This window comes from Rufibacter aurantiacus, assembly GCF_017916345.1.
Lineage (GTDB): Bacteria > Bacteroidota > Bacteroidia > Cytophagales > Hymenobacteraceae > Nibribacter > Nibribacter roseolus.
The window spans coordinates 252,457-279,239 of the sequence record NZ_JAFMSV010000002.1 but is presented as its reverse complement, the minus strand read 5'-3'; the positions used below and the strand labels follow the sequence as shown (position 1 = coordinate 279,239).

General features: G+C 45.3%; 22 protein-coding genes. 10 read left to right on the top strand and 12 right to left on the bottom strand.

The window, feature by feature from the left end; all coding sequences use genetic code 11:
- Position 1 precedes the first annotated feature (1 nt).
- From J3P34_RS06590 to J3P34_RS06580, 3 genes are read left to right on the top strand one after another with little or no spacing between them, the layout of a single operon-like run.
- A complete protein-coding gene (locus tag J3P34_RS06590) occupies positions 2–3,049 on the top strand; it encodes a Z1 domain-containing protein (protein WP_210487269.1) in 3,048 nt (1,015 codons plus the stop codon).
- A 4-nt stretch (positions 3,050–3,053) separates the two neighbouring features.
- Positions 3,054–4,037 carry a PD-(D/E)XK motif protein gene (locus J3P34_RS06585; RefSeq protein ID WP_210487267.1) on the top strand — a complete coding sequence of 328 codons (984 nt, stop codon included), beginning with the start codon at positions 3,054–3,056 and terminating at the stop codon, positions 4,035–4,037.
- Positions 4,034–6,178 (top strand): AIPR family protein, encoded by a 2,145-nt coding sequence (locus J3P34_RS06580; RefSeq protein WP_210487265.1) that lies wholly within the window; start codon positions 4,034–4,036, stop codon positions 6,176–6,178. Before J3P34_RS06585 ends, J3P34_RS06580 begins: the two co-directional genes overlap by 4 nt.
- Before the next feature lie 104 nt (positions 6,179–6,282).
- Here J3P34_RS06580 and J3P34_RS06575 read toward each other — a convergent pair whose 3' ends face one another.
- The 8 genes from J3P34_RS06575 to J3P34_RS06540 form a co-directional block, all read right to left on the bottom strand.
- Positions 6,283–7,260 carry an HNH endonuclease gene (locus J3P34_RS06575; protein WP_210487263.1) on the bottom strand — a complete coding sequence of 326 codons (978 nt, stop codon included), beginning with the start codon at positions 7,258–7,260 and terminating at the stop codon, positions 6,283–6,285.
- A gap of 25 nt (positions 7,261–7,285) precedes the next feature.
- Positions 7,286–8,650, bottom strand: coding sequence for an LlaJI family restriction endonuclease (locus J3P34_RS06570; protein ID WP_210487261.1), 1,365 nt, complete (start codon positions 8,648–8,650; stop codon positions 7,286–7,288).
- Positions 8,651–8,764: 114 nt separating this feature from the next.
- Positions 8,765–10,666, bottom strand: a complete 1,902-nt coding sequence (locus J3P34_RS06565; RefSeq protein WP_210487259.1) for an AAA family ATPase — start codon at positions 10,664–10,666, stop codon at positions 8,765–8,767.
- A 1-nt stretch (position 10,667) separates the two neighbouring features.
- Positions 10,668–11,903, bottom strand: a complete 1,236-nt coding sequence (locus J3P34_RS06560; RefSeq protein ID WP_210487257.1) for a DNA cytosine methyltransferase — start codon at positions 11,901–11,903, stop codon at positions 10,668–10,670.
- Between the two features lie 2 nt (positions 11,904–11,905).
- Entirely contained in the window at positions 11,906–12,229 is a 324-nt protein-coding gene (locus tag J3P34_RS06555) for a helix-turn-helix domain-containing protein (protein WP_210487255.1), read from the bottom strand.
- A gap of 116 nt (positions 12,230–12,345) precedes the next feature.
- Positions 12,346–12,768, bottom strand: a complete 423-nt coding sequence (locus tag J3P34_RS06550; RefSeq protein WP_210487253.1) for a very short patch repair endonuclease — start codon at positions 12,766–12,768, stop codon at positions 12,346–12,348.
- A gap of 165 nt (positions 12,769–12,933) precedes the next feature.
- A complete protein-coding gene (locus J3P34_RS06545) occupies positions 12,934–13,674 on the bottom strand; it encodes an N-formylglutamate amidohydrolase (RefSeq protein ID WP_210487250.1) in 741 nt (246 codons plus the stop codon).
- 77 nt (positions 13,675–13,751) lie between these two features.
- Positions 13,752–14,267: a hypothetical protein gene (locus J3P34_RS06540; protein ID WP_210487248.1), complete on the bottom strand. Its 516-nt coding sequence runs from the start codon at positions 14,265–14,267 to the stop codon at positions 13,752–13,754.
- A gap of 749 nt (positions 14,268–15,016) precedes the next feature.
- On the opposite strand from J3P34_RS06540, the gene J3P34_RS06535 reads away from it, so the two are divergent.
- From J3P34_RS06535 to J3P34_RS06515, 5 genes are all read left to right on the top strand, one after another.
- Entirely contained in the window at positions 15,017–15,631 is a 615-nt protein-coding gene (locus J3P34_RS06535) for a hypothetical protein (RefSeq protein ID WP_210487246.1), read from the top strand.
- A gap of 53 nt (positions 15,632–15,684) precedes the next feature.
- A complete protein-coding gene (locus J3P34_RS06530; protein ID WP_210487244.1) occupies positions 15,685–16,026 on the top strand; it encodes a hypothetical protein in 342 nt (113 codons plus the stop codon).
- 577 nt (positions 16,027–16,603) lie between these two features.
- The gene (gene mutL / locus J3P34_RS06525; protein ID WP_210487242.1) at positions 16,604–18,451 is read left to right on the top strand and encodes a DNA mismatch repair endonuclease MutL; all 1,848 of its coding nucleotides are present in this window, start codon (positions 16,604–16,606) and stop codon (positions 18,449–18,451) included.
- A 208-nt stretch (positions 18,452–18,659) separates the two neighbouring features.
- Positions 18,660–19,439, top strand: a complete 780-nt coding sequence (locus J3P34_RS06520) for a rhomboid family intramembrane serine protease (RefSeq protein WP_210487240.1) — start codon at positions 18,660–18,662, stop codon at positions 19,437–19,439.
- 3 nt (positions 19,440–19,442) lie between these two features.
- The gene (locus tag J3P34_RS06515) at positions 19,443–20,360 is read left to right on the top strand and encodes a rhomboid family intramembrane serine protease (RefSeq protein WP_210487238.1); all 918 of its coding nucleotides are present in this window, start codon (positions 19,443–19,445) and stop codon (positions 20,358–20,360) included.
- Positions 20,361–20,756: 396 nt separating this feature from the next.
- Here J3P34_RS06515 and J3P34_RS06510 read toward each other — a convergent pair whose 3' ends face one another.
- Together J3P34_RS06510 and J3P34_RS06505 are read right to left on the bottom strand one after the other, a co-directional pair.
- Positions 20,757–21,704 carry an SPFH domain-containing protein gene (locus J3P34_RS06510; protein ID WP_210463823.1) on the bottom strand — a complete coding sequence of 316 codons (948 nt, stop codon included), beginning with the start codon at positions 21,702–21,704 and terminating at the stop codon, positions 20,757–20,759.
- A 50-nt stretch (positions 21,705–21,754) separates the two neighbouring features.
- On the bottom strand, positions 21,755–22,186 hold the full coding sequence (locus J3P34_RS06505; protein ID WP_210487236.1) for an NfeD family protein: 432 nt from the start codon (positions 22,184–22,186) through the stop codon (positions 21,755–21,757).
- A gap of 218 nt (positions 22,187–22,404) precedes the next feature.
- Between J3P34_RS06505 and J3P34_RS06500 the strand changes: the two genes are divergently transcribed.
- A complete protein-coding gene (locus tag J3P34_RS06500; protein WP_210487234.1) occupies positions 22,405–23,694 on the top strand; it encodes a metal-dependent hydrolase family protein in 1,290 nt (429 codons plus the stop codon).
- A gap of 75 nt (positions 23,695–23,769) precedes the next feature.
- The gene (locus J3P34_RS06495; protein ID WP_210487232.1) at positions 23,770–24,066 is read left to right on the top strand and encodes a GIY-YIG nuclease family protein; all 297 of its coding nucleotides are present in this window, start codon (positions 23,770–23,772) and stop codon (positions 24,064–24,066) included.
- A gap of 160 nt (positions 24,067–24,226) precedes the next feature.
- On the opposite strand, the gene mdh is transcribed toward J3P34_RS06495, so the two are convergent.
- Positions 24,227–25,165 (bottom strand): malate dehydrogenase, encoded by a 939-nt coding sequence (gene mdh, locus J3P34_RS06490; protein ID WP_210463826.1) that lies wholly within the window; start codon positions 25,163–25,165, stop codon positions 24,227–24,229.
- 248 nt (positions 25,166–25,413) lie between these two features.
- Entirely contained in the window at positions 25,414–26,742 is a 1,329-nt protein-coding gene (tilS, locus tag J3P34_RS06485) for a tRNA lysidine(34) synthetase TilS (RefSeq protein ID WP_210487230.1), read from the bottom strand.
- Between the last annotated feature and the right edge of the window lie 41 nt (positions 26,743–26,783).

Here is a 26,783-nt window from a genome sequence, read left to right as displayed (position 1 = left end):
TATGAAGCTTTTTTATGATGTGCTTACCCTGTACAGGATGGAACTGGATGATCTGCTGAGCAGATTTGACCGAAAACCTAATCAGGATGAACTGGAGCAAATAATTGGTGAGATCAGGGAAAGTATTTCAGCCTTCAGACATATCAGAAGACAACTTGAATTACTGGAAGCTTCTGATGTGGAATCACTGTTTGATAAAGTAGCGAAAGAAATCAGAAGCTCTGTTGTTACAATCAATAAACCAGGAACTTTGCTGAAAGGTAAAAACGCATCGTCCTGGATTACCGAAGAGAGAATCAGAAATGATCAGTGGCATTACTGGACAAGGTATAAGGAATATCTCGGAAGGCAGGGAAGAGCGTTTGATGTACTGGAGGAGCTTGACAAAAGCACCCAAACCATTGCAGAGCTTTTAGGTGACCCTTTATCTAAAAATGCATACTTCACCAAAGGAGTGGTGGTAGGTAATGTTCAGTCAGGCAAAACTGGTAATTTTAACGGAGTTATAAACCGGGCCATTGACCTGGGGTATAAATTAATTATTGTTTTCTCCGGTATTATGGATGACCTGAGAGCACAGACTCAGGACCGAATTGAAAAGGATGTTATCGGCTGGGGTACCCTCACAAATAAAACAAAAAGTGCTCAGGGAGTAAAGGGAGTTGGGCAAATCAGAGAGTTTGGAAATGACTCAGGGATTTTTCAGGTAGAATCTATTACCTCCTGCGATACCGATTTCAGCAGGAGATTGCTGGATGCGAATTTTGCCTTTGCTAATACTAAAATCCTGGTCTGCAAGAAGAACCACAGTGTCCTGGCCAATCTTATATACTGGATTCATACCTCCATTCCTGAAGGGCATGAGCGCATGGATGTACCTTTACTTGTTCTGGATGACGAGGCTGATAATGCTTCTCTTAATAATCTTGGATATAAAGGCATAGAATATGCGGGTAAAGTAAACGGGCATATAAGAGCTTTAATGGGTCTTTTCAATAAAAAGTCCTACCTGGGCTACACCGCTACACCTTTTGCCAATATCCTGCAGGATCAGAATGAAGGAATAAGTGATTTTTGGGAAATCAGGTACAGAAGAGGAAAGGAAGAAATTGTGCATAAACATGCCCTTACCGAAAGCTTATTCCCCGATGATTTTATATTCAAACTGAATGCACCCAGTAATTACGTTGGTCCTAAGCTGATGTTTGAACATGGACAGGAGGAAGAAGGAGAAAGAAAACTTCCTATCATCAGTATTATAGGTGATTACCGTATCCACTTTCCTCCAAAAGCTAAGAAAGGACAGGACAAGCCTGCAGGTATGCCTGAGTCTCTTAAGGATGCCATTGACTGCTTTGTTCTTTCAATTGCTCTGAGACTAAGCCGGGAGAAGGTGCTGGTCAATACACCAGGGTACAATCCGCACCATACCATGCTGGTTCATGTTTCCCTGTTAACAGACTGGCAGAACAGTGCTGCAGACAAAATTGCAGAGTATTTAGAAGGCCTGCAAAAGGATATTGCTTCCCATTCACTGAATGACGAAAATGGAATATATGCTCGTCTTGAAAAGCAGTGGAACAGGTATTTTGCCTATGAAGTAGAAAATATTCACCTGCATTTACCAGAAGACTATCATGACCAGACTCTGACTGCCAAGGAGTACAGGAAGGATATAATTGCTCTCCTGCCTGCTTCCGTGAAGGATCTTGAAATAAAAGCTGTTAATTCAGAAAGAGGTCATAAACTGGAATATAGAGTTGATAGTAATGGAAAAGGGAAAAAATACATTGCTGTTGGTGGTAACCGGTTATCAAGAGGTTTTACCCTGGAAGGTTTATCTGTCAACTATTTTATCAGGTGTACGAGCCATGCTGATACATTGCTACAGATGGGCCGGTGGTTTGGATACAGACCAGGGTATGTAGATGCCTGTAAGGTATTCATGGATTCTGACTCCCTGGATAAATTTAACTTCATTACACGTACGCTCACAGAGCTGGAAGACCGGATAGAAACCATGAACCGCGAAGGGTTGTCACCAGCCAGATACGCACTGAGAATCCGGAATGATCATGATACATTAAGAATAACCAGACCAGCAATCCTTAAGAATGCTAATACTGTAAGGTTTACTTTCAGGGAGAAACTAGTGGAAACCTACAGGTTTAAGCTGGAGGCAGACAAACTAAAGAGAAGCTGGGAACAGTTTGAAGCTTTGCTGAAGGAGTATAGTGCAGCTGATAACCTGAAAGTTGAAGAGTCTAAAACCGATGGGAAGGCCACAAAGTTCTATAAAATCAGAACAGATAAGGATGGTTTGTTCCGGTTTCTTGATCAGGAGCACTCGTTTATTGCCACAGATAGTTTTACCCTGGGAGAGATAAAGGCTTACATCAATTTGGCAAATGACCATGGATTTCTAAAGAACTGGACTATTGCTATACAAATGAGCGGGAGCGGAGGTAAACTAACATCCGAGGTGCTTCAGGATGTAGATTTGTCATTAAGATCCGGGCCCGGGAAAAATAAGAAAGGAGTGCCAGGAAATTATTATAATGACCTCCTCCTGGACAATATTTTTCGTGTAGCTTCAGGACGTATTGTGACCACAGGTCTGGATGAAGCAGTTAATCTGCCAGAGGAGCTGAAGTCAGCAGCAGTTGATGAGTTCAAAAAGGCGCAGGCAGATGAAATAATCAAAACTGAGAAGATATCTTTCCAGGAAGCCCTGGCGAAGGCTAACAAAAAAACTCTCCCGGGAAGTATATTCAGGCGGAAAAGAAGCGCAAACGAAGGACTGTTATTGGTTTATCTGCTAAATGTGAAAGAAATCTTCCATGATGATAAGTTGCAGGAAAAAGCTGTAAAGGAAGGATTTGACTTCTCCGTGCCACTCATAGGGTTCGGGTTTAGTTTTCCGGCAAATGATAATGATCCGGGAGGAGAATTCCTTGTAAATGAAACGCAGCCTGATGATGGGGAAGAGGAGGAAACTGATGAGCTTGATTTCATTGATAATGTAGATGAACCAGTATCTGTTGATTAAATAAATGGATCTTAAAAATAGATGGGATAAGCTGGAACCTGCAGGTTCTGAAGTTTTCAGGCAAATAAGGTTTCCTGGTGAGTGCTATGCGGAACTGTATCTTGCACTGGATGCAGAAAATCAACGCTGCCTGGTTTTATACCTGCCCCAGAATCTGCACGAAAATTATGCGGGCTTCAGACCAAAGCCTCATGCCAATCTGTCAATTGCTTTTTCTTATTTTGAACATGGGGCAGGACTGATTATAAAACTAAAAAACGCTCAGATGGCTGAGCTGTTTGATGATCTTATTCTCTCTCTCTTTAAAAGAATTGCTGCTATTCAGGATGAAAAAGAATATACATCAAAGCTGATCAGTACCTATTGGGACTGGGGTTCATTTTTTGAAAAGAGCAGTACCACTGATCTGTCACAGGCAGAAATAAAAGGGCTTGCCGGCGAGCTGGTTTTTTTACAGTCATTGCTGCAGAACACTACAATAAACAAAGAGGAGGTGCTTCAGAGCTGGTGCGGGGTGTATGGAGATGATAAAGACTTTATATTAAAAGACCATGTTTTTGAAATAAAAGCCATTTCATCTTCAGGGCATGAAGTGAAAATTTCCAGTGAATATCAGCTGGAGCCGGTCAGTGAAAAAAAGCTGTATCTGGTAGTTATTGAACTGAATACTGCAGATCCTACAGATCAGAAAAGCTTCAGCCTAAGAGAAAAGTATCTTGAGATTAAGTTACACATCATAAAGAGTGGTGTAGAACTGCACTCACTGGTGAAAGCCCTGGCTGAGAAGGGTGTTAATGAGCAGATGCTTGAAAAATATGAACACTACAGATTTGCTTTCTGTGGGATGAGATGTTATGAAGCAGATCATGAGGAGTTCCCTGTTCTTATTAAATCTAGAATTAAAGAGGGTATAAAAAATTTATCCTACAACATTGAGCTGGGTAAAATTGCACGTTTTGTCCGGGAGCTGGAATACAGAAATATATGATATCAATAGACGAATTACAGAAATACAGAGAGCAGAAGCTTAATGAGCTTCAGGATGATGAAGGCTTTCTGGAAGACGAAAACTTTGTAAGTGAGTGCCTTTATTTTATGTATTCATCTAAAATAACGGAATCAGATGAATATAATGATGCCTACTATGAGAGCAGGCACCAGGGCCACCCTCTTAAAATAAACGGTTATCTGTTCAATGAGTCTGGGGAGCGTCTTCAGTTATTTGTATCAGACATTCCTCAGGCCATAGATGAAAGTTCAGTACTTATCTCCAGAAGGGAGTATTATGATAATCTTTTTCTGATGGGTACAAGATTTGTCAGATCGGCCTGTAAAGGAGAACTGAAAAGCATCCATGCGGTTTCACCTGTTAAACCCCTGATCAATAAATTATCTTCTTTTGAAGGAATTAATGAGATTGATGTAATTGAGGTTTTTTTACTTAGCGCAACTATCTCTGTAGATAACAGGGGAAAAGAACAGAAGGCCAGGACATTTGAATTTGAGGAAGAAATTATAAGCCTGGAGACATCAAATAGCGGAATTAAAGTTGAAAAAGATATTCTGATAAAAAAGAAGCTGATTGATATCAACTTTCTGCAGAGAATAGAATCTGCCAATGAGCCCAGAGAGCCGCTGGAGGTCAGATTCAGAGAAAGGTATGAGTTCCCGCTGGAGTGTATTGAAGCTGCCCGGGAGACAAATTATGCTTCTTATCTGGCAGTAATCCCTGGAAAAGTGCTCTGGCAGTTATACCGTGATTACAGCAGCCGTCTGCTGGAAAAAAACGTGCGGGCCTTCCTTAACTTCAGAGGAGCTAATAAAAACATGAGGGACACCATCAAAAAGAACCCTGAGCGGTTTCTGGCTTATAACAATGGTGTTACCATAACTGCTTCTGATGCTGAATTCAGTACTGATGGGGGCAGAATATACATAGACTCATTATCTGATTTTCAGATTGTAAACGGAGGGCAGACCACGGCTTCTATTTTCTTTACCGGTAAGGAAGGAGTAAATATAGATAAGGTGAAAGTAACGGCTAAAATCAATATTCTGAAAACAGATTCTGCTGAAGATCTTGAAGAACTGATTTCCAGTATTTCCTTATCATCCAACACTCAGACCAAAGTCACAAGTGTGGATCTCAGATCCAGAAACCCTCATCTGCTAAGAATAAAGGAGCTGTCTTTATCCTATATAGCCAGGGATGGTAAAAAATGGTTCTTTGAACGGGCAAAGGGAGAATACTTTACTCATCTTAATACTGTTTCTAACAGGAGAGCAGCAGAAAAGGAATTTCCTAAAGACAGAAAACTGTCTAAAGAGCAGATTGCCAAGTATTACGTGGCCTGGGGCCAAAAGCCTTTTCTGGTAAAAAAAGGAGGGGAGAAGGTATTTAAAGATTTTATGACCATGATACAGGAGGAATACCCTTCTCCTGAACATATGGATAAGATATTTTTTGAAGACCTGGTTGCAAGGGTAATCCTGTTCCGGGAGTTTGAGGAACTTTACGGCACAAGAAGTGCAGCCATTGGTCAGATACGTTCGGCTACTGTCCCTTATGCCATCTCTGCCTTTTATTCCAGGAACATTACCTCTGAAAAACCTTATAGGAGCACACTGGATCTTTCAAGAATCTGTGCAGACGGAAAGCTGGAAGCTGATTTCAGTACGGTTGCAAAATCATTACTGAAGCTGATAAATGAATGTATTCTGAAGTACAGAACCAGTGATGATACCAGCGAAGCTGCTAAAAAAGAGGAATTGTGGAAGATCATTAAAACCTGTAAGGAAGTAACAGATTTTTTCCGCTCTACACCCGCCAGAAAAGTTATGGAAAAGTATTCCCTGACGGAGGAGCAGATGAAGGAAAAGTATAAGGCCGTAGAAGACAGGAATGCTGAGCAGGCAGCAGGCCTGAGGCCCGAGGTTCTGTATGCATTAGCTGGTTGGGCAGCTAATAATGACATGTTTGATGGTAAAGCCAGAAAGTTTCTTTTCCAGATGGGTACCCACATTCAGAGAGGGCGTGAAATGACCCCTAAGCAGGCCTTATGGGCTATTAGTTTATTAAGGGAAGCGCAGGAGTTTGGATTTGAAATGGTGGAAGAAGCAGTTGCCTGAGCATCTTTACTAATTAACAAAGGTTGTTGGGTGTGTAAGGAGGCTAAAATGTATGTAGAATGCACATTTTAGTCTCCTTATATGACTTCCTGATTAAAATTCATCTATCCTTTGAATATATTCCTTCTGTGATACTCAAGGTACTGTTTCCGGCCTTCAATGGGAAATGATGGAAACTCTTTATAGTGCTCTATTCCTAATTGGGCACAGGTTGAATCTGCCACCCATGGAGAAACCAGTATTTTTTTATCATCAGTAAAGGATATAAATCCATTCTGAAACAGATGACTGAAGGTGGGAGTGAAAGCAATTCCGTTTTTAGGATCTGTTTTCTCTTTTGTGCCTGATTTTGCCCATGGCTTTATATGAGTTGCAATCAGTAGCCTTTCATCATTTATTAGTGTAATTGGGCAAAGAGCATCCTTGTCTAAAATAGATTTTCTGAACTTACCCTGTCCTGAATTAGCTTTTAAGATCTGATTTTTTTCTTCCTCATCCAATACCTCCTCATTCAGTTTTGTGTGCTCTCTGATCAGCTCAGATGCGTGCTGCTGTTCCCCAAAAAAATCTGTGAATAGTCTTAAGTAATAATTTGTCTGTCCCAAATTGTTCTGAAGTTTAAGAACGGACAGGTAGGTGATATTAGGAAGGGACAGTTCTCTGATCAGGCTGAAGTAAAGGCTATCTGATTTTACGTATATTCTAGGACCGGAAATCTGTGTCTGTTCTTCCAGGTTAAAGTACAGGATATTAGGAAAACAGGATACTTTGGTTACTCTTTCATCCCATAGATAAGGTAAATCAGTTTTACCTCTGTATTCCTGTACAGGGTTTTTATATTCTGATTCACAATCACTCAGATACCTGAGCAAATCTGACTTCAGAATAAAACAATTTATATTGAATCCTTTCGGGCCGAAGAAATTACGGAGTTCAGAATTATCATTGCCTACATAGAGTTTTGCTTCTCCATTCCCTCCGCCTATCTTATTTGGGTTTAGCACAAAAGAATCAGCAACCGTTATTTTGTCTCTTGTATCCAGGAGCACATAATTTTGGTTGGTAATATTAATTGTTCTCATTTTATGGAGCATTTTATTAACCTGTCTATTTTGTACTTGCTTTAAGGTAAGTCTGACAGGGTTCTATTAACTTGTTGTTTATTTCCTTTTCTGTAAATTGTCTGCCCTCAGTATAACTGTCAAAAATATAATCAGCATTTAAAGCGCAGTTAATAATAGGCTTGTCAATAAAGCCATTGGCAATGCTAACCTGTCCTGTAACGGAGACCAGTAAGGGACCCTTAAGGCTGCCTTTAGCAGGGTAACCTAAAATATTCAGGCATTCTGATTCATTCCCAAGCCAGTTCACGTTTTTGTCTATCCTGGATATTTCAGGACGATGTAAAACCATCTCATAAAAGTACTGCTTTACAATGTCGCCAACGCCAGGTGTAGTACCTTCTGGATTGCCCTTTTTGTACTTGAGCAGGTAATACTTGGCATCTAGTATAAGCAAGGCTTTTTTATCAGACTGTAAAAGCGAAAAAATTTTAAGTACATCTGGAATCAACGTTTCTTTAACATCAGGAGTGCTGCCATCAGCATTCTTCCATTCTGGTGAAGGAATAAGATGCTTCCATTTACTGTATTCATTTTTGAAAGTAAAAGAGATAGCATCTTCCCATACATGCTCAAACTTATTCTTGCCGTACAGGGTGTATTGATCGTTCCCAGTATAATTACTGATATTGATCAGTTCAAGCAGAGCTTTAAGCAGTTTTATTTCTCTTTCCTGATAAGTTACCCTGAGTTCTCTTTCCAGGATACTGGTCAGATAATCAGGTTCGCCTAATTCAAGAAGAATACTGATCAGATAATCACCTTCTACAAGGTCAGATAGATCAAAATCGTGTAGGAAATCGGCATCTGAATTGACATTCAGAATACTGGCATACCTGTAAGAGCAGTATTTTAAAGCCCTGGTGTGGATAGCGGTAATCAGGTTATTGTAGACCGTCTCTTCTGAAGTTGTATAAGCCTCAAAGTAGAATGGGACACCCCCTGAAATTACCGGATGCAGATTGTCAATTGTTCTCTCCCACATTATTTCACCTTCTGTGCTTATGACTGTTCTTTTCTTGGTATGGAACCACAAACCATTCTGTACATAATCGTTTAAAAGAAAGTCTGCTAACGTTATCTCGTTCGTGAAGGAGGAAGATGATAAATTGTAAAACTCAAAATCAGAGATGTTTTGAGCTGTATTTAATTCATATGCTTTAAGTACAGAAATCAGAGTTTGAGCATGTTTGTGATAAAAATCATTTAGCTCAGGTCTATTTTGTGAGTCAGGAGCTGAACTTTTGAGATACTTTGGTAAAATACACAGGGTTTTCTTTTTATCGGATGCCACACCAACATAGGTAAATACTACCCTGCTATCTTTAACTACGATAAATTTTTTCTCCAAAAATAAGGAATATAGATCTCCCAGCCATTCCTTTACATTAGATATGGAGTTTGATTCTACCTGCTCGAAGAAGAAATTTATATTATTATCTGATACAAACACTGAAATTTATTCTTAGTCCTGTTTAACTGCGTTCTCAGTGTCGTTTTCCTCTTCCCTAATTTCCACATCATTATTAATTTCACTGGCTGCTTCATTAGCACCTGATTTTGGTTGAGGTATATCTGTTGTTTCGCCAGTGGTTTTAATGTTGCCTGCCGGAGTAGAGCTTTCAGAAGCTGATATTGGTTCTAGAATAACAGCATCCTGGAGTAGCTCTTTGATACCATCTTTTAAAATATTTCCATTCCCATAACTATCCATTATCTGTTGAAAAGTTTCTCCATTTACGAAGAAGCGACTGTGATTATGCCTTAAGACATCGTCACGCAAATACAGGATAAGCTTATATTTTACAGATTTAGCATCTTTCATTTCTTCTTCTGAAAGGAAATAAGGACCGATCAATCTGTCTTCAGCTACCTTTAATGGTCCTGAAAGGAAGTCATTAACGATTTTTCTGAATTTATCCCACCAATAAGTTACTCCATCAAATTCAATCTGGGCATCTTTTAGCCTTTCATTACTTTCAAATGCTGGGTTAAGAGGCATGTATTTGGTGCTCCATCTTCTTTTAAAGGCTGCATCCAAAGGATAAACCCCCTGATCAGCACTGTTCATTGTGGCCCAAATGTATAGGTTTGCCGGAATAAATATATCCTCTTCAAATACTGTGAAATTCCCTCCTAACACTTCTTCTAAATAAGCTGTTGCTTCACTGGAAAGTTTTACCTTATACCTGCTTACTCCTTTATCTCTATCCAGTAGCTGGAATATTTCACCAAAAACTGCCGCGGCATTTGCACGGTTAAGCTCCTCTATAATCAGAAGGTATGGTTCTTCTGACTTTATGGATTCTACTAATGCCTCTAAAAATGGCCCTGGTGAAAAGGTATAATCAATTACAGGTTCATTAATTATTGAGCAAGGATCGTTTGATTTTTTAGTTTTATGAAATGTAGTTGCAGGAGCAGGGTTTTTATAATAAGATACTGGTTTATAGTTTCCTATAAATTTTGAATAAGAATAATCAGGGTAGAATGTTACTCTTGTAAATTTATTTTGAAAGGCTTTAGATTCTTTATCTAAAAAATGACTTTTCCCAGTTCCTGGAGCTCCATATATCAGCCAGTTATGAGGATTAACAATTTTAGTAGCTGATGTATAACTGTTGTTAGGAGAAGTATCAGAATCTACCCTAAAGTGTTGGAAAAACTTAGCTTTATCATTCCAAACATAATCCTTTAAGCTGAACTCCGTTATACTTTTTAAATCATTTGGTGAAATATTGTACTTTAGTTTTAAATTATTTTTTTCCACCTGAAGAATGTCAGACCAGGTATTTATTGCATTTTTTAATATATCATCTCGCCCAACCTTTCCCTCAAATACTCTTTCTGTGGCTTCCTTCCAATCTATCGGTTCTTTTCGAACACTACCATTGTTCTCTAAAAAGAGTGAGCAGTATCTGCTATGTACAAGTAGTGGTTGGTCTTCAAAATGTTTAAAGCCTTCCGTGTAAGGATTTGGTAAGAAATATTTATTCAGCCAATTTCTAATGTATTGTACTTTCTCTGTTATAGTTGGATCATCAGTAAATCTAGGATAATAGGTGTCTTTATCCACGTAATATAAACCAAGTTGTGTAGCTAACTGGTAGGCAGTATTCCACTCTTTATTTGGAGTGGTTGTAATAGGGTGCTTTTTATCCTTCCAGTGTGTTGTATTTTCCCAGTTCTTTAATATTGCCTCTTTAGCGTTCTTCCAACTCATTTTTTGTTTGGGAAGAACTTCTATAAAAAAGTTAAAGTTATCTATTGTTACGTTTCGCCATGTAGCTATTGGAGGGCCTATTGCTTCGAGTCCAATATTTTTTGGAGTTGGTTCGGATTCCTTAGTGTCTGAAAAATCTTCCATTTTATTTTACTAGACGTGTAATATCAATTTGTTTTAATAAGGCAATTAATACATCAACTACAATACTATTGCCTGCTTGCCGGTAAGCCTGAGTATCACTAACTGGAATCTTAAAATCGTCCCTGAATCCCATCAATCTCAGGCATTCTCTGGGAGTAAGTTTTCTGATCCTGCCCTTGTTGTGCGTTACATAATTATCAACACCAGCCCGGTGCATTTTATGCATTGATTGCAGAAGTGGTCTTGCTACTTCAAGATCCGTTTTAGTACTGGTTTTGAAGTTTTTAGTACCACCTGCTAACACATAGTCCCGCACCTTGTCTGACAGGTAATATTTCTCTTCCACAGTACTTACATCAAAGATAAATTCATCAAAATCCTGCCCTTCTAGAGCTGGTTCAAAAACAAAGTCGCCGTGCCAGTTGAACTGCTGATTTGCTTTCTGGCAGATGGCGATATCTCCGTTTATCTGGGTATATCTTTTATTTCTGTTTTTGGTGCTGGTAACGAACTTTATTCCTTTGTCTCTCAGGTAGTATTTGGAGTCTGTATAGTCCTCCAGGAAATCCTGCATGGTATGTTCCAGCTTTACTTTTTTGGGGAAGGTGAACTCAACACTATGGTCCTTAAAGCCTACCACAAAAATCCGCTCGCGGTGCTGAGGAATGCCATAGTCCTTGCTGTTAAGTACCTGTGAATAGGTTTTATAACCCAGTTCATGGAAAACGTCCTGAACAACTTTCCAGGTGTTCCCTTTGTCATGGTTTATCAGTCCTTTTACATTTTCATAGATAAATACGCTGGGTTTGGTTTCTGACACAACCCTGGCAAAGTCATAGAACAGAGTACCTCTTATATCTTCCAGGCCAAGTCTTTTGCCTACCATAGAGAAAGCCTGGCAGGGGCTGCCACCCACCAACAGGTCTACTTCTTTTTTGTATTTCTTTGCAGAAAACTGGGTGACGTCATTATGCCAGTCTTCAGCACCAATCTCATAGTTGGCGAAATAACTTTTTCTAGCATGAGCATCTATGTCTCCGGCAAAAGTAACGGAGTGGCTGAGATTTAATCTTTTTAATGCATGCTCTATTGCCCCAATACCGCTGAAGAGGGTTCCCAGCCGGATGTGGGCATTAGGGTTTGAGAACTCTTTCAGTCGCCAGTCTTCCTGCTGATTGAACAGTGAGAGCTGATCTTCAACCAGGATCTCACTGAGGATAGTGGTATTGTATTTCATAATTAAAATTCCAGGCTGGTTTGTTTGCTGTTACTTTCTGTCATGTACTTTGCTTTTTTCTCGGCTAATAGAAACACACCTGTGTCCAAATGGTCTTCATAGGCTTTCTTTGCAAATTTTTCACTGAGCAGTTCCTTTTTCATCTGTGCAAGGTCAAGATTGAAAATATTGCAGAGCAATGGAAGGCGTTTCTCGTCATACTCCCGCTTGCCATTCTCTATCTTACTCAGGTTTGCAGAATCTATTTCCAGCTGAGCTGCCAGTTGTGTTAAAGTCAGTCCTTTTTCTCTTCTGAGATCCCGGACAAATTCCCCGAAGCTTTGCATAAGTATGACTTGTTTATTTTTACTTGTCAATTTATGACAAATTAATATAAAGTATTTTACTTACCAAAGAATGCTAATAGTTTTAGTGTTGTGTTTGGGGGATTAATACTAAGTGTTTAATTATCAGAACGAATGTTTTTTTCAAGATCTGAGAGAGTGTCTTCTACTTTCCCCTTTTTTAATTCACACTCGTAAACAGTCAGTACTTTCCAGCCAAGTTCCTGCAGTTGTTGGTTGTTGCGCTGATCAACTTCCTTGTTTCTGTTTATCTTACTCATCCACCAATCGGTTCTTGTCTTGGGTACTACAAATAACCGGCACCCTTCATGACCGTGCCAAAAACAACCGTGCACCATGACTATGGTGCGGTGCTTAGGCAGTACAATGTCTGGTTTTCCAGGAAGCTGCTTTACATGTAACCTGTACCTGAACCCTTTACCATGCAGATATTCACGGACCATCATCTCAGGCTTAGTATTTTTGCCTTTGATCCTGGACATATTATAGCTTCGGGTCTCTTTTGAATGTACGTCAGCCATTTCAATTATTTTATTATGAGTAGCTAACGTATAAGCGCATCTTAAAGGGTGTTTTTATTTATTCTTTTTAAGGTAGGGTAGTTAAAGAATCAGTAAATGCTAATCCACTTTCAAAGTAACTTCAAGGGAATTTTTAAGCTGTAATCAGATTTGCTGTTCAATTGCCTAAAGTTTCTTTAAATTCTGTAGGTATGCCTTTATGATTTCCCTTATCCTTGTATATTGTTCAGACTTTTCCTTAGTAAGTTCATCTAAATAAAGCTTTCTGTTTACTTCTAACATAATCGTCTGAACTCTTTTGTCCATTCTGTAATATTCCATAGGCACAATCGAACCTTTGTAGGGCCAATCAACCCCAAGCGAATAGCCTTTGCTTTTGAAGTACTCTATTGAAATATCAATTAAGGATTGTGGAGTATGATATGGGTCTGTACCAATGTTGAAATCCGGCCGGCCTGCTTCCTGATGTAAATCTCTCAACAAAGGCTTGTTTGGGTAAGAATGGCAATCTAAGATCAAAGCTTGGCCATACATCTCAAGCTGGCTTTTAACTGCGGCGCCTAGCTGTTTGTGGTGTTTCCAGTAATACTGGTTCAATATCTTTTCTCTTAGTTCTAGGGTAACTTTTCTGATGATCTGCCCATTATCACTTTTCTCATAAAGCACTCCCATGCCCACCTTTGACATTACTTCCTGCTCATCATTAGAGAACCGCTCAGGGTCACAGAAAATCCTGGAGAAGTTAGCCATAATGGAAATGTCTGTTTCTGAGTGGAACAGATCATCGGTGTACCAATCGGTCAGTTTTAGCATTTCTGCATTCAAAACTTCATCATTGACAATATAGCCTTCTTTAAAGGGGATATTAGTAGAGGCATGGGGGATATGTAGAATTAGTTGTTTCATAAAAGTATATAATAATGCTTTAAGCAATTAGTAGAGAAAGCTCCGGCAGGGGAGCATGCCTGCCGGAAGCTAGGATGTTATCTGACACAGGGTAGCAGGTACCTGGGCCGGCGGGGAAGTACTGTGGTAATGCCGCTCCAGATGTAAGTAGATGCCACGCCATCGCTGTAGCGAATTCTTCTTTCAGCCCCTTCCAACCGGACCAGCCTGATGGCTTCGCGGGGAATGTCATCCAAAGCGTAGACGGAACTGTTGTTTGAACCGGTTCCTGGGTCTTCGTACCACTTGGTATTGGCTATTTTGGTGTCAATCTCCCAGACATCATACTCCCAGAGCAGTTGATCTGGATCTTTGCCTGAGAACAGGTAATCAATGTAATAGTCTACAATAGGCCACCAGATATAGTATTCATCAACAAAAGTGTTGTTGGCGAAAACGGCTGGAGGATAGCCAAATTTTGGACCATAGCCGATGTCATTTCGGGAAAGGATGCCCAAGCGGTCTATGGCATCTCTGGTGTCAAAAGGGGTGACATGGTACAGGAAGCGGTTTGTCCGGACGGGCTTTTTGTTGAGGTAGTTTTCTCTGCTCATTTAAATTTTAGTAAAGATTTAACATACCACTCCCGGTTACTGACCTCAGTAATGGTTATTGGGAATGGGTAATAGCTAAATCTTTGAGCAGGTTATCTTAAAGCATAGTGTAGTTAATAGGTGATAATAGTTGGGTTGATTGCATGAAAGATGCCAATTATATGGAATCTATTCTAAAAGGTGATATATGGTTAATCTGAATTTTTGTAACTGCCTGAATTGTAAATGATTTTTTTGAAATCATTTTAATAAGATTAATTGGAAAGAGGATATCATAGCGAGGAAAGCTGGCAATTTAAGATTTATTGTATCAAGAGCTGCTAGAAAATGAAGGGGAAAATTAAAGCTAATGCTTTGAAAAGTTCTCTTAGAAGGGAAGATTTATTGTGCTTCTATTTCGGTTTAAGGTTTAATCAAGCTAAGCGGTGTAGGATATTTGTGGAAGTGAAATAAGCAATCTTAGCCTCATCTTTCTTAATTGACTGGGGTTGTACTTCGCGAAGGAATTATCTTCTTAGCCAACCTATCTAGGATGAAGAGTTTGTGTCAATAATTGATATATGCTGTTTAAAATTGAAGAATGATGTGCTCTTTTTCGGTTGTTATAAGCTTTTTTGCTGCTGGCATAGCCTTTGTAAATCCCAGATGAAATTTACTGCATGTACCATGATTAAAATTAAGATTAAGGTTAAGAGGCCAAAGCGATAGCACTAGAAGGATTAGTTTCAACTTACAAACTGTTAATGGAAATGGAAAAAAGTATTACAACACAGGTAAACGCATTTAGATTCTTAGAGATGTGGAAGAGCTTCAGCGAGGTCGCTTTGGAGAGCGGCATTGTTCGTGCGGCGCTTCAGAAATATGAAAAAGGGAATAGTGATTGGCTAGATTACCTTTTGTACTTCAACAACTACCAGGTGATTGGGCAGACGCTGTTGGTGTATTGCCTTCGTGAAAAATTAGACATTGCTGCCACTGACTATTTCTCAAACTTTAATTTAACTGGTTATGCGTTGGAACCCGAGCAAGTGCACCACAATGACGAGGCAGGAGCAGTTCGGCAGGCCCTTGAAGACGTGGAGGTGCTGCAGGTTGCAAGCGCGCATGACAAAGCCGAATTGAAGCGGGTATTATCAAAACTGATTAAAGCAGAGGGGGAGCTAAAGGTGTTGGTGCTGCCTGTTTTGGAGAGAGCGGAGCAGGAGCAATACAAGGAAATTATAGAGCAAAGATTGAGCAAAGTCGCAGAAAGGGCACAAGACGAGTACCTGGTTTTGTTGCCACTAGTAAAGGGCAATGAGCAGGTAGAATGGCAGTACATGATCTATGATGGTGTTACTCAGTCTGAAATCAAAAGCTTTTAGGGCTTCGTCTTTGGTTCCTTTTTTATACGTAAATCAATCAATCTCTATAAACTATGTGGATAGCTTCAAAATTCGGGTTCTTCTCTATTGTCGCAAAAAAAGATGGGTTTCATGTAAGAGCCCGGGTAAGACAGGATCTTGAACAGCTAATGGCGGCTGTGAATCTTGCAGAACCAATACAGGTATGGCCCGAGGCAGACTATCGTTACAGAGTGATCCTGATAGCTCAGGAAATTCCTTTGGTGTTTCAGGCCCTAGCCGACTCTATTGATTATAATAATTTCAAAGATATGATTGCGGAAACACCTGCTCAAGGTGATAAGTATGGGGTTTATGGTCAGATATGGAACATCATGTACCATTTCCAGGAGTGGAACGAACAGGAAGAGGTCTGATTTTGCGGCATTAGGTGAAAAGGTCTGTTATAATAGTTAAAGGCACGAGCTAGCAAGGAATGTTTTGCGAAACCTATCAGGGGCTATAGTGTGGGTAAACCTGCCATTGTAGCCCCTTGAAAGGTAGCTATGTGTTTCTTTATTCGTTTTTCCTTGTGTTTGTATTTGCAATAAGTAGTTTTCTTAAGGTTTCTTGAAGAGTGTAAGCGTTGGATTTGCTATAGATACTAAATTGAAGAACCCTATTCTAAATCCAGAAGAATGTTCTTGTTGCATAGTTATTATTGTCTAAAGCGAATTTGTCTTTTGTACCATCATTGCCGAACTTCGCCTTCCCGCAGTCTGCCTGAGCCCATTGATGGTAAGGTGCTTGCTACATGCTTTGAGTTTCGCAGCCCATATAAGTGATTGTGCCTATTTGGGGAAACAACCCGCTGTCAGTTTTGCTTACATCCTATCAATGCTAATTCTTAGCGAAGTTGATAAAGGTATGCTGCGGTGAGAGGATGCACGTTTAAATGCGCGCACCGGAAAAGGCGTAAACTTTACGCTTGAAGGCTTTAAGGACAAATTCTATATGGGAGATATCATCCGGCTACTACCCGAGTACCTGGCCAACCAAATCGCCGCCGGCGAGGTGGTGCAGCGCCCGGCCTCGGTGGTAAAGGAGTTGTTGGAGAATAGCGTAGACGCGCGCAGCAGTAGCGTAACCCTGATCATCAAAGACGCGGGCAAGCAGCTCATTCAGGTGGTGGACGATGGTGTAGGCATGACCGAGACCGACGCCCGCATGTGCTTCGAACGCCACGCTACGTCTAAAATCAAAACCACCGAAGACCTGTTCCGCATCCGGACTATGGGCTTCCGTGGTGAGGCCATGGCCTCTATTGCCGCGGTGGCGCAGGTGGAGCTGAAAACCCGCGCCCGTGGCGCTGAACTGGGCACCTGCCTCACCATTGAGGGCAACGAGGTGATCAAGCAGGAGCCGGTGGCCATGGCCGAGGGAACGGTGGTAAGCGTGAAGAACCTGTTCTTCAACGTGCCCGCCCGCCGCAACTTCCTGAAGACTAACCCGGTTGAAATGCGCCACATCCTGGATGAGTTCCAGCGCGTCGCCCTAGCCAACCCCGAGATCGCCTTTGCCCTGTACCAGAACGAGGTGGAGGTCATGAACCTGCCCGCCGGCAAGCTGAGCCAGCGTATTGTGAGCATTTTCGGGAAGGAGTACAAAGAGCAGATGGCCGCCTGCGAGGAGACTACACCCTTCCTCACAGTGAAAGGCTACATCGGCAAACCCGAGTTTGCCAAGAAGAGCCGCGGCGAGCAGTTTTTCTTCGTGAACAACCGCTACATCAAGAGCCAGTACCTTAACCACGCGGTGCTCACCGCCTTTGAGGGCCTGCTGCCCAAGGACAGTTTCCCGTTTTACGTGCTTTTTTTGGAAATCGCGCCGGAAACGATAGACATCAACGTGCACCCCACCAAAACCGAGATCAAGTTTGAGGACGAGAAAACGGTGTACGCCATTGTGCGCGCGGCCGTGAAGCAGAGCCTGGGCCTGCACAACATCGCTCCGTCTTTGGATTTTGGCGCCGACGTGAACTACATGCCGCTGCAGCCCATGAAATTCCCGGCTTCCATGGACTTTGAGACCGCTCCCGCACTGGCGCCAAGGGCATCGGCCAGGACAAGCCAGCCTACCACGTTTCCTTCCCGGGCTTCGGGCGGCGGTGGGAGAGACGACAGCTATTCAGATTTTACCCCTACTCGCGAGGTCTCACGGGCCACTTCTGAGGACACGACCCTTTTCCCCGAGGAGGAGGATTCTTTCACGCCGGCCAAAAACAGCATGACGGGCGGCTCCAAGACCCTGCAGGTACACCAGAAATACCTTATGGTGCAGGTGAAATCGGGCTTGATGGTGGTGGACCAGCAGGCGGCCCAGGAACGGATTCTGTACGAGAAATACAGCCAGGCCCTGGGTAAACGCACCGGGGCCTCGCAGCAACTGCTCTTTCCGCAGACTCTGCAACTCTCGCCCGCCGATTTCTCTTTGGTGATGGAGTTGTCTGAGGAGTTCACGGCACTGGGCTTCGTGTTCAATGATTTCGGGAACAACACACTGGTGGTGAACGGTATTCCGGCGGAGATTCCGCTGCGCGACGAGAAAGAACTCATTGAAGGATTGCTGGAGCAGTATAAGAACAACCTATCGGCTTTGAAGGTAGACCGGCAGGAGAACCTGGCCCGCGCCATGGCCAAACGGGTGGCTTCGCGCCTCACCGGCCGTTTGAGCGACCAGGAGATGAACGCGCTGGTGGACCGGTTGTTCGGGTGCCAGATGCCCAACTACACGCCTGGTGGCCAGAAAACGCTGGTGATTCTGCAGACTGAGCAACTCCAGGACCTGTTTCTGCGGGGCTAATTATCGCCTGATAGATCAAACGGAAGGAAATGAGCGGGTTGCAGATTTTTTAGGAGGGTCTGGATACCATAAGGGGGCTTTCTGCCGTACTGTTGAAAGCAGAACCTTTACTTTCATGACCTGTTACCAAAGGAGAAAAGGTTAGGCCGTATGGTTTTGCCCGGCTTTTTCGTTTCCTTTAAACTGTATATTTACTTAACGTCCTTCTATGCCACCCATCACGCCCATGGTGCGTAACCTGCTTATTTTGAACGTGCTGATGTTCTTCTTAAGCGACAGGTTGTTCCCAAAGGAAATGTTTGCCTTGCACGATATCCGTTCAGACGCTTTCCGGCCGTACCAGTTTGTGACCCATATGTTCATGCACGGAAACCTGGGCCACCTGTTCAGCAACATGTTCAGCTTGTTTATCTTCGGGCCCATGCTGGAGCGGTACTGGGGGGAGATGCGGTTTCTCACCTTTTACCTCATCACAGGTTTGGGCGCGAGTCTGATGTATTCCCTGGTGCATCATTATGAGATCACCCAGGTGCTGGACGGTGCTGCGGCCTTTATGCAGAACCCAGACCCGATAGATTTCAGAAACCTCCTGGAGAAGGGTGGCGCTAATGTGAGGTCATTGGAAGGGTTTTTGATTGATTTTAACCGTAATCCAACAGATGCCCAGATGATCATGCAGGCCAAATCTCTGGCTTCCCGTATGTCTGAAGTGGTGGTAGACAGCTCCATGCTGGGCGCCTCGGGGGCGGTGTTCGGGATTCTGATGGCTTTTGGAATGCTGTTCCCCAACACTGAGCTCATGCTGCTGTTTTTCCCGGTGCCAATCAAAGCCAAATACTTCGTACTTATGTACGGCGCTTTTGAATTATATTCGGGATTAAACCGGGCTCCCGGCGACAATGTGGCGCATTATGCACATTTGGGAGGGATGCTTTTTGCGTATATCTTACTGAAACTTTGGGAACGACAACGCAACAACTTTTACTAAACTATGACCAGTATTTTTGACGATATAAGATCGGCGTTCACCAAGGGGAACAATGCCCTGCACCAGCTCATTTTCATCAATGTGGTGGTGTTTGCGGTGCTCATTATCCTGCGCACGGTTATGACGCTGAGCGGGTCTGGGGGCATGTTTGCCTACCTGATGACCTTCCTGAGCATGCCCTCCAACCTGCAGCTTTTCGCGTTCAGGTTCTGGACCATCATCACCTACTTCTTCACCCACCTGGAGTTCTTCCATATTCTGTTCAACATGCTCAACCTGTACTGGTTTGGTATGCTGATAAGAGAGTACCTGGGCGATAAACGGTTGGTGAACCTCTACGTGCTGGGCGGCTTGGCCGGCGGCCTGATTTACCTCATCAGCTACAACACCATTCCGTACCTGCAGCTGCGCGCCGAGGGGTCTTTCATGATGGGTGCCTCGGGTAGTGTGATCGCCATTATGGTGGCGGCCGCTACCTTGTTGCCCAACTACACCTTCAACCTCATCCTCATCGGGCCCATTCGGATCAAGTACATTGCCCTGGTCATGGTACTGCTCTCCATCTCTGGCGCCACCGGCGGAAACGCGGGCGGCAACATCGCTCACCTGGGCGGGGCTATCCTTGGCTTTTTTTACGTGCGCCAACTGCAAAGTGGCTCAGATTTGGGCCGGCCGTTGCAGGCGTTCCTGGGCTTTTTTAGAGGTATTTTCCAGCGCCGCTCCCCGTTGAAAGTAGCCTACAAGAATCCAAATCGCCCGTACACCACCTCGGCTTCTTCTTCCATGACCGGCACCTCCAACATCCCCGGTAATCCCTCACAACTGGAAATAGACCAGATCCTGGACAAGATCTCCGTCTCTGGGTATGAGAGTCTTACCAAGGAAGAAAAGCAGAAACTCTTCAAAGCCAGCCAGAAGTAAGGTGTAGTGGCTGGTGATGCGTTTTAAGGCTGTTTTTATTAAATCAGGCCTAAAACAGAAAACTATCTTTCTGTTTTAGGCCTGATGAATTCTAATTGGCTTTGACGCATATCGTCCCCCTTTGAAGGCCTGGGATGATAACTCCTGCTGGTCATGGCATTCCCGAAAATGTAGGGGCAATCCCTCGTGGTTGCCCTTGCTATTGCCACCAGCTATCGGTTCTTGACACGGCCTTGTCATCCCCCTACCCCCCTTCAAAGGGGGACGGAATGCATGAGTATGAATGTTAAACTTTCAGAATTATGAGCTTCGCCGATGACTGTTACTCGTGAATTCAAAAAAGAAGGCCTCGCAGATCTTAACTGCGAGGCCTTCTTTTTACATGCTCACTTTCTCTTAAGAAACCTTATTCCCGTTTTGGGCCGGTTTTGAGGAAACCAGCCCCGAATCTACCTTGTCTCGGCTGCTTTTGAGCATGTCTCCTATGGCGCCAATGTTGCCCAGGGTTTCTACGGCAGTAGTAGGTAAGAAAATCTTGTTGGCGGGGCCCATGGCTAGTTTTTCCAGCGCTTCGAAGGACCGGTAAGTAAGGACCCGCTCATCCAGGCCAGCCTCAATCAGCAACCGGATGCGGGATTTTTCGGCCTCCGCTATGTCAGAGATGGCTTTGGCCTGGCCCAGGGCATCCAGTTCGCGGGCGGCGCGCTCGCCCTCGGCCCGCAGGATCTTGCTGGCCCGGTCACCCTCTGCGCGGAGGATTGTGTCCTGTTTGGCAGCCTCGGCCTCCAGGATGATGGCGCGGCGGTTCCGCTCGGCTTTCATCTGCTTGTCCATGGCTTCCTGAATGTCTATGGGCGGTTTTATATCAATGACCTCCACGCGCTCAATCCGCACGCCCCATTTCTCGGTGGCTTCGTCCAGTGCCGTCCTGATCTCGGCGGAGATCCGCTCCCGGCCCGATAAGGTCTCGTCCAGTTCCAGGTTACCTATGATCTGCCGCATGGTAGCGGTGGTGATGTTGCGCACGCCCAGCACGTAATCAGAGATGCCGTAGGTGGCCTGCTCGGGGCCCACCACCTGATAAAACACGATGGTGTCAATCAGGACCTGCACGTTGTCGCGGGTGATCACGCTCTGCGGCGGCACGTTCGTCTGCTGGATGCGCAGGTCGTGGTACACGCGCACCCGGTCCACAATGGGGATGAACAGGTTCAGGCCGGGTTGCATGATGCGCTGGAACTTGCCCAGGCGTTCCACTACGGCCACCCGCTGTTGCTGGATAATCCGCACGGAGAGGGCAATGAGCACAATCACGGCGGCAAGGATAATGAGGGAAGTAGTCATCGCATTAGAAGTGAGTGAGTTTATCTGAAGAATGAATATCCATTGGAGATTTACTTGATAGGAACCACCTGGAGAACCGTGCTGCTCTGGTGCACCACCAGTATCCGCTGACCCGGGGCAAGTTCTTCGGGCGCCTTCGCCGACCAGGTTTCGTTCCCCACCCGCACAATACCCAGTTTTCCGGGAATCAGCGCCTCCACAACCTCACCTTGTCTGTTCACCAGATCGTGGGCTGGGTCCTGGAAACCGCGGGCCAGTCGGGCCCTTGCGGTGAGAGGCTTTGAGAGCAGGGTCAGGAGCAACCCCGAGACGCTGGCAGCCACGGGCGGAAGCCACAGGTTCTCGGGAAACAAATAAGAAAGTGCGGCGGCCACCAGGGCAGCGAGGCCCAGCCAGAGCAGGTAGAACGTACCTGTCAGCATCTCCGCTACCAGCAGCAGGATGCCCGCCATAAGCCACAACCACCACAATTCTAAGCCCATCTTTTTTCTCTGATTACTGCCTTAATTTACTCATTATTAAGAACAAATGCTGTTTAATCCATTAGTCGTTGGTTGCGGGAAAATATAACAGGAAAGCCATCCTGTTTTAAGGTCGTTTTCAGAAAAACGGCCTTAAAACAGGTTTTCGGCAGAACCAGCCGGATCAGCGGATTTTTACTATTTTGTGTGCCCAAACTAATTTGCTCAACCCATCCCTTATGAAGAAATACTTTTACTCTCTGGCTACCGCGGCGTTGGTGGCTTTCTCCGGATCGGCGGCCTTGGCCCAAAGAACCTACCTGCACTGTGGCCAACTCATTGACGGCCTCAAAGATCAACCCCAGACCGAGATGACCGTCATCATTGACGGAAACCAGATTGTAGGCGTGGAGAAAGGCTACACCTCTCCGAGCGCCGGGGCCAAAATTATCGACCTGAAAAACAGAACCGTGATGCCGGGCTTCATGGACATGCACGTGCATTTTGAAAGTGAAACCAGCCCTACTGCCTACGCCGAGGCGCTTTCCCTGAACCAGGGCACTATTGCGTTTCGGTCCATCAACTACGCCGAGAAAACCCTCATGGCCGGCTTTACCACCGTGCGGGACCTAGGCGGCAGTGGCGTGAACGTGCAACTGCGCAACGCCATCAACCAGGGGCTGGTAAGAGGTCCACGGATGTTTGTGGTAGGAAAAGCCATCTCGGCGACGGGCGGCCACATGGACCCCACCAATGGCTACCGCGCCGATCTGCAGGGGGATCCGGGCCCGGCCCAGGGCGTGGCCAACGGCCCGGATGAATGCCGGAAAGCCGTGCGCTACCAATACAAAAACGGCGCAGACTTGATCAAAATAGCGTCCACAGGCGGTGTGCTGAGCGTGGCCAAAGACGGTTCTGCGCCGCAATTCACCGAGGAAGAAATCAGGGCTATCGTAGAAACTGCCCGGGATCTAGGGCTGAAAGTGGCGGTGCATGCCCACGGCGCCGAAGGCATGAAACGTGCCGTACGGGCTGGGGTGACCTCAGTGGAGCACGGCACCCTGATGGACGAGGAAACCATGAACCTGATGAAGAAGAACGGTACCTGGTACGTACCCACCCTCACCGCCGGTAAATCCGTGGCCGATTCTGCGAAGATCAAAGGCTACTACCCGGCGCTGGTAACGCCCAAGGCCCTGGCCATCGGACCACAATTGCAGGGCACTTTCGCGAAAGCATACAAGAAAGGCGTAAAGATCGCCTTCGGGACCGATGCCGGGGTGTTCATGCACGGCAGGAACGCGAAGGAGTTTGAGTACATGGTAGAAGCCGGCATGCCCGCCATGGAAGCCATCAAAGCCGCCACCGTCCACGCCGCTGAGCTGCTGGGCATGTCTGCGAAGTTGGGCACCATTGAGAAAGGCAAGTTCGCCGATTTCGTGGCGGTGATCGGGAATCCGTTGCAGGATATCAATCTGCTGCAACAGGTGAGTTTTGTGATGAAGGATGGGGTGGTTTATAAGCAGTAGGGTTTAACCTATGCCCATTATCCCCTCCCTGTCATCCTGAAAGGATCTTGTGGGCGAACTAGACAAGCCGAAGCTATGAAAGACCACAATTACTTTGTCTACATCACCAGCAACCCTGGGAAGACTGTTCTTTATACAGGTGTCACAAATGATTTGGAAGTTCGGCTGCAACAACACAAAAAAAACAGAGGAAAGCCGGAGACCTTTGCCGGCAAGTACTACTGCTACCAACTGCTGTATTATGAACGCTACACTAACGTAGCGCAGGCCATTGCAAGGGAAAAGGAATTGAAGCTCATGAGCAGAGAAGCCAAAGAGGAACTGATAAAGCCAATAAACCCCAAAATGAGTTTCTTGTACATAGCCAGCTGAGTTGCAGATGGCCCACAAGATCCTTTTCAGGATGACAAAGAGAGGGAATTGAGTCATTTAGCTCTGTTTCTCTGTCATTTTCCAAAGGACAGCATTAAAAAATGGAAGCCCGACCAATTGGTCGGGCTTCCATTTTTTAATGCTGTCCTAAAGCAGTCGCTTAGGCATTGGCGGGCATGTTGTCCAGCACATCCATTACTTCGCGCACGGCTTTCTCAGAAGCTCTCAACAAGGCCATCTCGTCCTCGTTTAACTGTAGCTCGATCACTTTCTCGATGCCGTTTTTACCTAACACTACCGGTACACCCAGGTAGGTGCCAGTGATGCCGTATTCGCCTTCCAGTTTGATACAAACCGGGAATACGCGTTTCTGGTCGCGTACAATGGCTTCTACCATCTGCGCAGCGGCTGAACCCGGAGCATACCAGGCCGAGGTACCCATCAGTTTCACCAGTTCGCCACCGCCATTCTTGGTGCGGTCTACAATGGCGTCCAGTTTGGCGGGGTCAATCAGTTCAGTTACGGGAATACCGCCAACCGTAGTGTAGCGCGGAAGCGGCACCATGGTATCGCCATGGCCACCCATCAAGACCGCTTGGATGTCTTTAGGAGAGACGTTCAGTTCCTCGGCCAGGAAAGCGCGGTAGCGGGCCGTGTCCAGAATACCGGCCATGCCCATTACTTTGGTGCGGGGTAGTTTGGAGGTAATATGCGCGGCGTAGGTCATCACGTCCAGCGGGTTAGACACCACAATGATGATGGCCTCGGGCGAGTGCTTGATCACGTTCTCGGTCACAGAACGAACGATACCGGCGTTGGTGCTGATGAGGTCATCGCGGGTCATGCCGGGCTTGCGGGGCAAACCGGAAGTAATTACCACCACGTCTGAGTTGGCGGTGCGGGTATAATCATTCGTAACCCCCACAGTGCGGGTGTCATACAGGTTAATCGGCGATTTCTGCCAGATATCTAACGCCTTGCCTTCGGCGAAGCCTTCTTTGATATCCACTAACACTACTTCATTGGCGATTTCGCGGTACGCTAAAACGTCGGCACAGGTGGCCCCAACGTTACCAGCTCCAACTACGGTTACTTTCATTCTGTTTTATTTTGGTTAGGTTGATGTACTTACTAGACTACGCGGTGAATTTAGGAAAAAGGCCGGCACCTGAAAATTCTGCTCCCCTTTTTAATTGCCGATTGTTAATTGTTGATGTTTGTTTTGGGCCCGTTTTCTTAGAAACAGCGGTGAAACGGCTTGTCTGCAAAATTTTCAAAACCACTCAACTTAAGTTGATGACTTCCTAATAATCAATCAATCAATCAATCAATCAATCAATCAATCAATCAAGCGCGGCTGACGCTGATCTCCAGCACTTCCTGGGTATTCTCAGTGACCTTGAAGCGGTTGTCCAGTTGCTGGCCCAGGACCCACGTGAGCGACGCGTCCGAGACTAATACCCAGACATCGGGTTTAAGGTTGGCGGGAACTTTGCGATCGATGAGCAGGTCGCTCACTTTTTTCTTGCCGTTCATGCCCAGCGGGATAAACCAGTCGCCTTCTTTCCAGGGGCGCAGTTTCAGCGGAAACTTCACCAGGTCCGCATCTAAGGCGGCTACGTCTTTGGAGCGCGGCACCTTGTAGCCCTCGGCGGATTTCCGGGTGAATTTAGCCAGATAAGGCCCGAAACGCAGTTCGGTGGTTTCCTCGGGCACGGTCACGCTCCCGAATTTCTCTAGCGGCTTGGGGGTGATGACCAGGTCCTCGCGGTCTTTTACCAGCACGTGGGTAGGGGAGGAGAAGGTTTTCCCGGATTGGGCTTCCCAGGAGGCTGCTATCTCCTGCGTCTGGCTGTAGGAGAAATTTAGTGGTTTCAGAAACTCATGTAACAGAACTACTGGCGCAGGACTGACTTGCAGGGGGGCAATAGAAAGATAAGTAGTTCCGTTCTCCTCGCGTTGCGCTTTGGCCTTCATTTCCAGAAAAGAGGCTTGAAATACAGCCTCGGCGCCCTGCAGGCGTTCCAAGGTGGAGGTGAAGGTCTCTTCCAAGTTGGGGTTAAGTTTCTTGAGCACCGGAATGACCTCATGGCGCACCAGGTTGCGGTTGTACTTACGGCTCTCGTTGCTGGAATCTTCGCGCCAGGCCAGGCGTTTGGCTACTAGCCAGTCGTAGAGGTCGTCTTTGGTGAGGCCCAGGAGCGGGCGGATGAGGTTTCCGTTTTTGGGCAGAATTCCGTGAAGTCCGGCCAGACCAGTGCCGCGCACCAGGTTCAGAAGAACGGTTTCCAAGGCATCGGACTGGTGGTGGGCCGTGGCGATGACGTCATAGCCCAGTTGTTGGCGCATCTGCTCAAACCATTGGTACCGTAGCGTGCGGGCCGCCATCTGGATGGAGATGCCTTCCTGCTCGGCGAAGGCCTGGGTCTGGAGCTGCTCGCTGTAGAAAGGCGCGTCATACTGTTTGGCCAACTTGCGCACGAACAGCTCATCGGCCTCTGACTCCTCACCGCGCAGCCCAAAGTTGCAGTGCAGCACCGCAAACGGGAATTTGAGGCGGTGCAGGACATCGGCTAGGACCACCGAATCCAGACCTCCGCTCACGGCGGCCAGAATACGGGTTTCAGGGGAGGCAAGCTGGTGGGAGGTTATATAGTGTAAAACTTTCTCGAGCATCGGTAAAGGAAGGGTATTTTTAGTAATTTTGTTTCTCTTAT

Bases quoted from the DNA above. Each gene is read 5' to 3' on its own strand.
- J3P34_RS06520 (WP_210487240.1), top strand. From the start codon at position 18,660: ATGCCACCCATCACGCCCATGGTGCGTAACCTGCTTATTTTGAACGTG.
- J3P34_RS06575 (WP_210487263.1), bottom strand. From the start codon at position 7,260: ATGAGAACAATTAATATTACCAACCAAAATTATGTGCTCCTGGATACA.
- J3P34_RS06510 (WP_210463823.1), bottom strand. From the start codon at position 21,704: ATGACTACTTCCCTCATTATCCTTGCCGCCGTGATTGTGCTCATTGCC.
- J3P34_RS06505 (WP_210487236.1), bottom strand. From the start codon at position 22,186: ATGGGCTTAGAATTGTGGTGGTTGTGGCTTATGGCGGGCATCCTGCTG.
- J3P34_RS06515 (WP_210487238.1), top strand. From the start codon at position 19,443: ATGACCAGTATTTTTGACGATATAAGATCGGCGTTCACCAAGGGGAAC.
- mutL (WP_210487242.1), top strand. From the start codon at position 16,604: ATGGGAGATATCATCCGGCTACTACCCGAGTACCTGGCCAACCAAATC.
- J3P34_RS06580 (WP_210487265.1), top strand. From the start codon at position 4,034: ATGATATCAATAGACGAATTACAGAAATACAGAGAGCAGAAGCTTAAT.
- J3P34_RS06555 (WP_210487255.1), bottom strand. From the start codon at position 12,229: ATGCAAAGCTTCGGGGAATTTGTCCGGGATCTCAGAAGAGAAAAAGGA.
- J3P34_RS06560 (WP_210487257.1), bottom strand. From the start codon at position 11,903: ATGAAATACAATACCACTATCCTCAGTGAGATCCTGGTTGAAGATCAG.
- J3P34_RS06545 (WP_210487250.1), bottom strand. From the start codon at position 13,674: ATGAAACAACTAATTCTACATATCCCCCATGCCTCTACTAATATCCCC.
- J3P34_RS06500 (WP_210487234.1), top strand. From the start codon at position 22,405: ATGAAGAAATACTTTTACTCTCTGGCTACCGCGGCGTTGGTGGCTTTC.
- J3P34_RS06495 (WP_210487232.1), top strand. From the start codon at position 23,770: ATGAAAGACCACAATTACTTTGTCTACATCACCAGCAACCCTGGGAAG.
- J3P34_RS06585 (WP_210487267.1), top strand. From the start codon at position 3,054: ATGGATCTTAAAAATAGATGGGATAAGCTGGAACCTGCAGGTTCTGAA.
- J3P34_RS06565 (WP_210487259.1), bottom strand. From the start codon at position 10,666: ATGGAAGATTTTTCAGACACTAAGGAATCCGAACCAACTCCAAAAAAT.
- J3P34_RS06550 (WP_210487253.1), bottom strand. From the start codon at position 12,768: ATGGCTGACGTACATTCAAAAGAGACCCGAAGCTATAATATGTCCAGG.
- J3P34_RS06530 (WP_210487244.1), top strand. From the start codon at position 15,685: ATGTGGATAGCTTCAAAATTCGGGTTCTTCTCTATTGTCGCAAAAAAA.
- J3P34_RS06590 (WP_210487269.1), top strand. From the start codon at position 2: ATGAAGCTTTTTTATGATGTGCTTACCCTGTACAGGATGGAACTGGAT.
- J3P34_RS06535 (WP_210487246.1), top strand. From the start codon at position 15,017: ATGGAAAAAAGTATTACAACACAGGTAAACGCATTTAGATTCTTAGAG.
- J3P34_RS06540 (WP_210487248.1), bottom strand. From the start codon at position 14,267: ATGAGCAGAGAAAACTACCTCAACAAAAAGCCCGTCCGGACAAACCGC.
- tilS (WP_210487230.1), bottom strand. From the start codon at position 26,742: ATGCTCGAGAAAGTTTTACACTATATAACCTCCCACCAGCTTGCCTCC.
- mdh (WP_210463826.1), bottom strand. From the start codon at position 25,165: ATGAAAGTAACCGTAGTTGGAGCTGGTAACGTTGGGGCCACCTGTGCC.